The sequence below is a fragment of the Alcanivorax sp. 1008 genome (assembly GCF_020667895.1).
Taxonomy (GTDB): domain Bacteria; phylum Pseudomonadota; class Gammaproteobacteria; order Pseudomonadales; family Alcanivoracaceae; genus PGZG01.
Window position 1 is genome coordinate 1 of sequence record NZ_JAFMPS010000066.1, and the last position, 1,824, is coordinate 1,824.

Consider the following 1,824-nt stretch of genomic DNA (forward strand, 5'->3'; position numbering starts at 1 on the left):
TGGCGAAAATGCCTCCCATATCGGTGACATTGCCGGTACTCCAGCCACTGACATCACCGTTGAAGCTTTCCGCGCCCCTGAACATGGCGTTCATGTCGGTGACCTGTGACACATTCCAGCCGCTCACATCACCGTCAAAGCTGGCGGCATCCCTGAACATCTGATTCATGGTTGTCACATTCGAGACATCCCAGCCGCTCAGGTCACTGTTAAAGCTGGCAGCGCCACTGAACATTTCCGTCATGTCCGTCACCTGGGACATGTCCCAGCTGCTGACATCACTGTTGAAGCTTGACGCACCATTGAACATATAGGCCGTGTTCGTGACCTGGGACGTATTCCAGGTGCTTACATCACCGTTGAAGCTAGTGGCATCCTGGAACATCCCATTCATGCTCGTCACCTGCGACACATCCCAAGCGCTCAAGTCAGAATTAAAGCTTGCAGCTTTGTTGAACATACGATCCATATCCGTGACCGCTGAGACATCCCACGCACTCACGTCTGCGTTGAAGCTCGACACCTCATTGAACATCAACTCCATATTCGTGACCTGAGATACGTCCCACGCACTCACATCACCGTTAAAGCTCCCGGCACGGTCGAACATCGCGCGCATGTTAGTCACCTGCGACACATCCCAGCCACTAAGATCGCCGTTAAAGCTGCTGGCCAGCCTGAACATAGCGCTCATGTTCGTGACCTGTGAAACATCCCATCCACTCAGGTCACCGTTAAAAGAGCTTGCACCCCAGAACATGGCGCTCATGTTGGTGACCTGTGACACATCCCAGGAACTCAGGGCACTGCTAAAGCTCAATGCATCCAAGAACATGCCGCTCATGTCCGTGACGCTTGAAACATCCCACGCGCTCAAATCAGAATTAAAACTGGTGGCGCGCCAGAACATCTGGTACATGTCCGTAACTTGCGATACATCCCACGCACTTAGATCCCCGATGAAGCTCTCAGCTCCAAAGAACATCCTGCGCATGTTGGTCACCTGAGAGACATCCCAAGCATTTAAATCTGCATTAAAGCTTTCAGAAAAGGCGAACATCAGCGCCATGTTTGTCACATTTTGCACATCCCAAGCACTGATATCACCGTTAAAGCTTTTGGCGTTCGAAAACATTGATTCCATGTTCGTCACTTGCGAGACATCCCATGTATTTAAATCAACATTAAAGTTTTCAGCTTTGTAGAACATTTGCTTCATGCTCGTGACCTGCGAGACATCCCACAAGCCTACGCTGGCATTAAACTCGCCTTTTACGCTATTAAAAGCAGAAGTCAGGTTATCACCGAGAGAGCTTGGGACGTCTGTTGCATTCATGCTCATATTTTCACAGCCAGAGAATGCACCGTAAAAACTTGACCAATCTGACGTCCCCCACTGCTCAACAGAGCGGATCTTGAGCTTGTCTCCGCCATTGCCGAAATAGATCCTGAGTGAGGCGGCTGGCGCCGTGATGATACGCACGGTATACACACCCGGGTTGGCATAGGTGTGTGACGGCGCGACACCAGCGCTGACCGATTCGATGGCGGACCCGTCGCCCCAATCCACGTCAAAGCCATCAGGGGAGAACTGCATGGGGATAGTGATGCTTTCGTTGGCCGCCGTGGTTTCCCAGGTGGTCACAAAATCATCGCTGAGCGCAGCAAAGGCCTTCGAGGAGAACAGAACCATTAAGAAGGACAGCAAGACCACCCGAAGACCGTTCGGGTAACCGTGCCTGCTTGAAAATCGAAAGTCGTTAAACATATTCCTGCACTCCATAGGGGGATACTTTGCCTGGCCGCCAAGCTAATGCGGGAGCC

Annotated in this window: 1 protein-coding gene; it reads right to left on the reverse strand. The window is 51.7% G+C overall.

All coding sequences use genetic code 11. From position 1 onward, the window contains the following. Positions 1 to 1,768: BspA family leucine-rich repeat surface protein (locus J1C54_RS16225; protein WP_229149980.1), on the reverse strand; the 1,768-nt coding region annotated here is incomplete at its 3' end. Positions 1,769 to 1,824 lie beyond the last annotated feature (56 nt).